The 6,464-nt window shown below is 64.8% G+C and carries 9 protein-coding genes; 4 read left to right on the top strand and 5 right to left on the bottom strand.

From position 1 onward, the window contains the following. Nucleotides 1-529: 529 nt before the first annotated feature. The gene (locus tag DXB86_RS09735) at nucleotides 530-853 is read left to right on the top strand and encodes a hypothetical protein (RefSeq protein ID WP_117736965.1); all 324 of its coding nucleotides are present in this window, start codon (nucleotides 530-532) and stop codon (nucleotides 851-853) included. Continuing rightward, nucleotides 850-1,176 (top strand): hypothetical protein, encoded by a 327-nt coding sequence (locus DXB86_RS09730; RefSeq protein WP_117736964.1) that lies wholly within the window; start codon nucleotides 850-852, stop codon nucleotides 1,174-1,176. The genes DXB86_RS09735 and DXB86_RS09730 overlap by 4 nt, the downstream gene beginning before the upstream one ends. A gap of 64 nt (nucleotides 1,177-1,240) precedes the next feature. Here DXB86_RS09730 and DXB86_RS09725 read toward each other — a convergent pair whose 3' ends face one another. Next, nucleotides 1,241-1,717 (bottom strand): hypothetical protein, encoded by a 477-nt coding sequence (locus tag DXB86_RS09725; protein WP_117736963.1) that lies wholly within the window; start codon nucleotides 1,715-1,717, stop codon nucleotides 1,241-1,243. Beyond that, nucleotides 1,698-3,515, bottom strand: a complete 1,818-nt coding sequence (locus tag DXB86_RS09720; protein WP_117736962.1) for a hypothetical protein — start codon at nucleotides 3,513-3,515, stop codon at nucleotides 1,698-1,700. Before DXB86_RS09720 ends, DXB86_RS09725 begins: the two co-directional genes overlap by 20 nt. Nucleotides 3,516-3,695: 180 nt before the next feature. Between DXB86_RS09720 and DXB86_RS09715 the strand changes: the two genes are divergently transcribed. Together DXB86_RS09715 and DXB86_RS09710 are read left to right on the top strand one after the other, a co-directional pair. Continuing rightward, nucleotides 3,696-3,932 (top strand): antitoxin, encoded by a 237-nt coding sequence (locus DXB86_RS09715; protein ID WP_084591886.1) that lies wholly within the window; start codon nucleotides 3,696-3,698, stop codon nucleotides 3,930-3,932. Continuing rightward, the gene (locus DXB86_RS09710) at nucleotides 3,916-4,188 is read left to right on the top strand and encodes a type II toxin-antitoxin system RelE/ParE family toxin (protein WP_117736961.1); all 273 of its coding nucleotides are present in this window, start codon (nucleotides 3,916-3,918) and stop codon (nucleotides 4,186-4,188) included. Before DXB86_RS09715 ends, DXB86_RS09710 begins: the two co-directional genes overlap by 17 nt. Before the next feature lie 52 nt (nucleotides 4,189-4,240). On the opposite strand, the gene DXB86_RS09705 is transcribed toward DXB86_RS09710, so the two are convergent. The 3 genes from DXB86_RS09705 to DXB86_RS09700 form a co-directional block, all read right to left on the bottom strand. Next, nucleotides 4,241-4,807: a hypothetical protein gene (locus DXB86_RS09705; protein ID WP_117736960.1), complete on the bottom strand. Its 567-nt coding sequence runs from the start codon at nucleotides 4,805-4,807 to the stop codon at nucleotides 4,241-4,243. Beyond that, the gene (locus tag DXB86_RS10010; RefSeq protein ID WP_158555315.1) at nucleotides 4,800-4,976 is read right to left on the bottom strand and encodes a hypothetical protein; all 177 of its coding nucleotides are present in this window, start codon (nucleotides 4,974-4,976) and stop codon (nucleotides 4,800-4,802) included. The genes DXB86_RS09705 and DXB86_RS10010 overlap by 8 nt, the downstream gene beginning before the upstream one ends. 261 nt (nucleotides 4,977-5,237) lie before the next feature. Beyond that, nucleotides 5,238-6,464 (bottom strand): MobA/MobL family protein (locus DXB86_RS09700; protein ID WP_158555314.1); only part of this gene is annotated, 1,227 nt, incomplete at its 5' end.

The raw sequence follows: 6,464 nt of genomic DNA, 5'->3' as shown, positions 1-6,464 counted from the left end.
GGCACGCCACCGGGCAGAGACAGACCCTCCTCGACGACGCGTTCCTTCCTGGCATAGTCGCAGAGCTGCCCCGACCGCTCTTCCACAAGCGCCTGGCCCGACTGGTACGCGGCCTTCCTGACCGCGCCAGCCCCGGTGGCGGGTGAGCAGCCGCGGTAGTTCAGATGGAAGATGGCCATGCGAGTTCCTTTCAGGCAAGGGGCGCAGATTCGCCCCGCGCAGCGGCGCGGAGTGCCGTGAGCCGCGGTCGGTGAACGGTGCCCGCGGCGCGGAGCGCAAGGGAGCGCAGCGACCGCGCAGCCCGACCCCGTAGACGTGAGCCGTCTCAGGCGAACGGCTTCGGGGTCTGGCGTAGGGCCGTCTGCCAAGACCGCACGCAGTGCAGGACTTTTGACGCATCGCGGCAAAAGTACTGCTAAGTGCGCACTACCTCTGGTAGTGATATACCCAGCTCGCGAAATTTTACCGTGAGTATGGGTATATTTTGCTGCAAAGACAAACGCCAACGAGCAAGGAAGGGCGGTCATTTATGACGGCATCCATCGACGAGCAGATTGCACGGAAGAGGGCCGCGGCCGACAAGCAGGCAGCTCGCGCCGCCGCGCTGAAGAAGGAGCTGAGGGACCTCGAGAAGAAGAAGGCCGCGGCCGAGCGGAAGGCCCGCACGCACCGCTTGGTCGAGGTCGGCGCGATCCTCGAGCAGACCGCTGGCATGACCTTCGACACCGAGGACAGCCGCCGCGCCCTGTCCGTCGCGCTGACCGAGCAGCTGCGGTACACGGACGGCACGCCGTTCACCCGCGGCGGCCAGATCGCCGAGGCCGTCGACAGGCTGCTGGGGGATCGGAAATGAACGTCACCATCACTTTTAAAAACAAGGTCGAGAGCTACTACACCCGCGCCGACGGATCGGCCGCGCTGAGCAAGGACGTCCTCGAGCTCACCGCCGACGGATCGGCGGCGGTGCTCTGGAGCCGCCTCGAGTTCGACAGGGGCGGCGGTGATGACGGGACCAAGCCCCGCACCGAAAGAGGCTTCAGCCGCGAGGTGCTGCGCCTGCCGCCCGCCGCGGCGGTCGGCCCCGGCGGCAGCCTGGATGAGTTCTGGGATCGCGCCAACCAGTACTGCGGCGTGGCCGAGGTCGAGATCGACGGCAAGCTCGTGTACCCGTTCTGACCCTGCCGCCGCGATGAAAACCGAAGAGCCCCGCGGCCCATCGAAAGGGGCCGCGGGGCTCCCGCTATTCTCCCCCTGGGCCGAGCAGCTTCATGGCCATGCGGCCGCGACGCCACCACGGCGTCGCGGCGATCGCCTGCTGGCGCTCGGCGAGCGACGCGAGCTTTCCGGCGAGCTCCGCGACCCTTGCGTTGGCCTCGGCGAGCTGCGCCTTGGCCTCGGCCTCGGCGCGGGCGGCGCGGTCGCGCTCGACCGCAAGCGCCTCCATCAGCTCGGCGTTTCGGGACCGCTCGATTTCCAGTTGGGCGGCCAGGGAGTCGGCCAGGGAGTCCGGGGCGGGCGCCGCGGCCGCTGGCTGGCGGGACGGTTTCTCGGGGTTCTTCAGCGCATCGGCGATAGCCGCCGCGGCGAAGTCATCGAGAATGTCGGTGTTCCCGTTTCGGGAAACGTGGTTTCCCAGTCCTAGTTTCCCGATGTAGTTAGCTATTGTTCGCTTGGAAACTCCCAGCTCAGACGCTATTTCACGCTTCGTTATGCCCATTGGTCAACCTATCGTCAATCGGGAACTTTTCCCGGGAACTATCGGGAATTTTCCCGGTGGTTCCCGATGATTTTACCGTTTCCCGTTCCCGTTTTTCCCGTTCCGATGGGGCTCTTTCTATGGGGAGCACCAAGGTTCCGTCGACGGCAGCGAACTCGAAACAGGTGCGGATGGCGTCCCTGAATTCGACCATCGCCGAGTCGCACGAGCCATTCGGCCTTTCCGTCTCGGCAACTTCCTCCGGCGCATCGTGCAGCCATTTGATGACGGTCGTGCGCGAGATGCCCAGCTCTCGGGCGATGGCGCTGTGGCTGGCGTCGGGGTGCGCCGCGGCGTATTCGCGGACGAGGTCGGCCTTTGGCTTTCGTCCATTGCCCTCGCGCCAGTTTGTGCCGTTGAACCTGTCATTGACCTCTTGGACAGCCCGGGCACCAGCAAGATGCACATCCTGCTTGCGCCCGTTCCTCTTGTTTTTCGGCAGCTCGATGGCGGTGCGCCGCTCTATGCGGTCGCGGGTGAGCTTGTGGATGATGGGGTCGTAGTACGCCTCGATGGCCGCGAGCGCGTGTTCCTCGGTGAAGTGGTTGTCCTCGCGCTCGGTCAGGTCCTCGAGCGTCGGCACGAGCGCGAGCGCGTCGGCCTCGAGCTCCTCGTACGGGATACCGCACTTCTTTGCGTACGCCGCGAGCACGTTCAGGCACCAGTAGCGGTGGTGGTCGGTGGCCTTCGTCTTGACCTCGCCGAGCCACCAGTCGTACAGGTCGCGCTTGCAGGTCCAGCGGCCGGGGGCCTTGCCCTCGACGATGCGCGCCTGGTACCACTCCGGCCAGAGCTTCTTGGCGCGCTCGATGGGCGTACGCCCGGCGGTGCGCATGAGCTCGATGAGCTCGGCGCGGTCCTTGCCGCCGCGGACCCCGGCGTATCCCAGCAGGTAGTCGAGGCTGCATCGCCAGGGTTTCCCGTCCTCCCCGTTGTGGACGAACGCCACGGCCTCGTACTTGTCCTTGATTTTCGACCCAGCGGCCTTGCCATTGAGCTTCGTCGGGGTGCCGGGCATTCTGAAGGGCTGGTAGATGCCCTGGTGCTGGACGTCCTCGAGCGTCGAGACGGTATCGCGCCAGATGTAGTCAGTGAGCATCGCCTTGATCTCCTGCACGAACGGCACGATGCGCGGGACCAGCGGAATCGGCTGGTCGAGGACGTAGTAGAGGTGGAAGCCCGTGCCCGAGTTCACGAGGAAGGTCGGTTGGGGGAGGGACACCCATTTGTCCGCGGCGAGCTTCGGGTCACGGCCGTTGCGGAACTGCTTGAGCATGTTCTTCAGCTCCTGCACGCCGACGCCGTCGAGGTCGATCGCGAAGGCGTGCAGGAACCGGGCGTTCTCGGCGACGCGGCTCTTGCCGAAAAACGACACGGGCGCGCAGAAGACGGACTCGTTCTTCCTGTTCGAGTCGACGACGCGCTCCATCACGCCGTCAAGGTCGTCGGTCAACGTGAACCGCTCGACCACGGGGACGTCGCGCTTGCGGCCCGTCTTGGTCTTGACCGTCTTGGTCCTGTTGGTGATCTGGATGGCGATGCCGTTGGGATGGCCGCCGCCCTTCTCGCGCCACGGGACCTCCTCGCCGCGGGGCTGCAGGAAGCCCTCGGGGAAGATGGTCCTCCAAAAATCGTACGGGCTGACCCATTCCCAGGACGGATAGTCGGACAGAAGGATGTCGTTCTTCTCGATGTAGGCATGGCGCTGGTCTGCCCACCAGGCGTCATCATGCTCCGGTTTCTTCCTGCGATCTGCCACTGAACACCACCCCACATACCAGCCGCCCCCGAGGGGTAAGGCCCTGCCTTTACAGGACGTATATTATCAATACATTTATTGTACACCCCCGCGACCATCTGTATAACGTGTTTTACACCTATACGGCGAATGGTGTGCTAGAATGTATAACGTGTTATACAGATGATTGGGAGGTGCGTCATGGCAACTGCTACCGCGGCATTGAGGATGCCCGAGGACTTGGCAATCAGGTACGACCGTTTGGCGAAATCAACGGGACGCACGAAGACTTTCTACATGACAGAAGCGCTCGCTGCCGAGATTGACAGGCTTGAGTACGAGTACGGCCTATTGAAGAAGGTCGAGGATTACCGGGCCGGCAGGCTTGAGACCGTGACGCTCGACGAGCTGGAGGAAAGCCTTGGCCTGGCGGATTGAGATCGACAAGGACGTCCAGCGCTCGATGAAGAAGCTGGACAAGCAGATCGCCAGGAGGATCGTGGCGAAACTTCATGAGATTTCACAGCTCGAAGACCCGAGAAGCATGGGGAAGGGATTGACCGAGAACAAGTCAGGCCTCTGGCGCTATCGGGTCGGCGACTATCGGATAGTCGCCGATATCGAGGACGATGTTCTCGTCATCCTTGTTGTCGATGTTGACCACCGAAGCAGGGTCTACAGGACTCGCAGGTAGGCTGGTCGACACCGCTGACGAAACGGGGAGGGTTTTGACCCTCCCCGTTTTTTTACGCTTGCCACCACGGCCGCCCATCGTACGGACGACCGTCGGGCAGTCTGTCGTACTCGCGCGGCCCCGTCTCCAGCAGCTCCTTGGCGCGGTCTGGGTCATAGCGCACATCCCAGGGAGAGCAGTAATACCATGCGGAATTGCCTCCGTATCGGGTAAGCCGCCACCGAGCCTCGGCAATCGGGACGAAGCCGAGATCGCACCACTGGTAGGCGGTGTGGTCGCGGCGGCCCTCCTGCAAGGTTTCCTCGTCGATGTGAGCCCCCCAACAATCGAGAAGGTCTTTGCGATGCTGTTCCGCGCGGGCGGCACCCTCGATGCGCTCGCGCTCCTCGGCCTCGCGCTTCGCCTTGGCGTCGGCGCGGCGGCGGCGGTTGACCGCCTCGACGTCCTTTTTCGCCCAGGTGCGCGTCTGCTCGATGTTGTAGAACATCATCGTCTCGTTACCGTTGGGCGAGCGCCAGGAGCGCTCGACACCCTTCTTGAGCTGGCCTTTGAGCACGTGGCGGTGCTTCTTCTCCCATTGTGCAGCAGTGCGGTACTCGATTCCGTCGATGTTAATCATCGTCCTCGACCTCCTCGTGTAGATCGCAGTCGAGGTATAGGCGCACGTACCCGCTCCCGCCGCGGTTGGGGTACTCGCGCGAACGCTCGAGCACGCACCCAGCCGCCTGCATCGCGTCGGCGATGCGCTGAACCTCGTCGGGCAGGCCCTCAAGACGAACCCTGACCATGACAACCTCCTTGCCTTGAACCCTGCGCCACCGTCCGTGGCGCAGCCTAAGCGTACGGCTCCGAAAAAGTCCGAAAAAGTCTAGTTATCGCAGGTCAGACGTGCCATTGCGCAGGCGCACATGCACGCGTATATTTACACGCGCGAGCCCTCCAAAATATTTTTTTCGCCACTGCCGCGGCAGCCGCGAACGGTCGGGATGCCGCTGCGGGCGGCCGTGGCCAAAGCCGCCGCCAAGGTAGCTGAAGCTACCGTCCGGCGGCTAGTGCTTGGGCTTGTGGCCGCGGGGGCGTTTCTGTTCGGCCTGCGGCGGCTCGGGCTTGCGAGGCGCGGGGTCCTCACCCGCGAGCCTCGCCCGCTCGTCAGCGAGCTTGCGGCGCTCGATGCCCAGCCCCGCGGCCTTGAGCAGGGGGCCGGACAGCATCGCAGCGCTGTTGCCGCCCTGCAGCTGGCGAATCTTGAGGTCAAGCGCGGCAATTTGCTCGTCGAGCTGAGCGATCATCTCCGCGCGGGTATCGACCTGATCCGCGGTGGCCATGGCCACGCGGCGCTGGGCATCGGCGGCCGCGGCGGCGGTGGCCATGGCCACGCGGCGGCGCTTGGCCAGCGCGCCCCTGTGCCTGCCCTGGGCGCGACCGCGCTTGGCCTTCTCGATGCGGCCGCGCTGACGCTCGAGCTCCGCGACTTCCCGTTGCAGCTGCTCGAGGGCGGCGCCCTCCTGCTGCAGCTCTGCGCGAAGGACCCGCAGGCGGGCGTTGCGGTCGCGTATCTCTTTATTCAGCTTGACGCGATCGGCGTGCCCGATTAGCCCGGTGCCGCCCTCATGCACGGTCGGCTGCTCATCCAGCCCTCTATCTTTATTGCTGCGATGGTCGATAACCTGTGCCGTGGTTCCCGTTGCGGCGGCGTGTGCCGCGAGGTGCCTGTTGGCGATCTCTGCCCAGGCCGCGCGGACGGCCGTGAGTTCGGCACTACCGACGTCGCGCGCGGCCTGACCCGAGATACGGTGCATCTGCACTGGCCTCTTACTCGTGCGGTCCTTCGTGCCCAGGCCTTCGGCCTTCGCCTGCTTCATGGTCAGGCGGCGGCCATCCTTGAAGTTATATATCTTCTCCCAGCCATCTGCCTTGGCTGCCTTCCAATCGGTTGCGCGGATGGGTGCCTGCTGCCCATGTGCATCCTGGCACAGGTACCAGCACTGCCCCTTCTCGGCCTTGGTCCTCTGGATGAAGCCCTGAGCGCTAATGTCGAGCGCGGAGACGAGTACGTGAGCGTGGGGGTTCCCGCCGCGGCCGTCGTCATGTATCGCCCAGTCGCACGCCTTCGCGGGGAACATCCCGCAGAAGTCGCGCACGCAGGCGCGGCGGCCGGCGGCATCGAGCTCGATCGGCAACGCAAACTCATAGCGCAGCGCGACGAGCTCGTTGCCGCCGCCGCCCTCGGCCCATGCCCGCTCGGCCCCGTTCCAGAGCTCGCCGCGCCCGATGGG

Source organism: Collinsella sp. OM06-18AC, from assembly GCF_003438785.1.
Lineage (GTDB): Bacteria > Actinomycetota > Coriobacteriia > Coriobacteriales > Coriobacteriaceae > Collinsella.
Note: the sequence above shows the minus strand (reverse complement) of the source record. Positions and strands in the feature narration are given on the sequence as shown.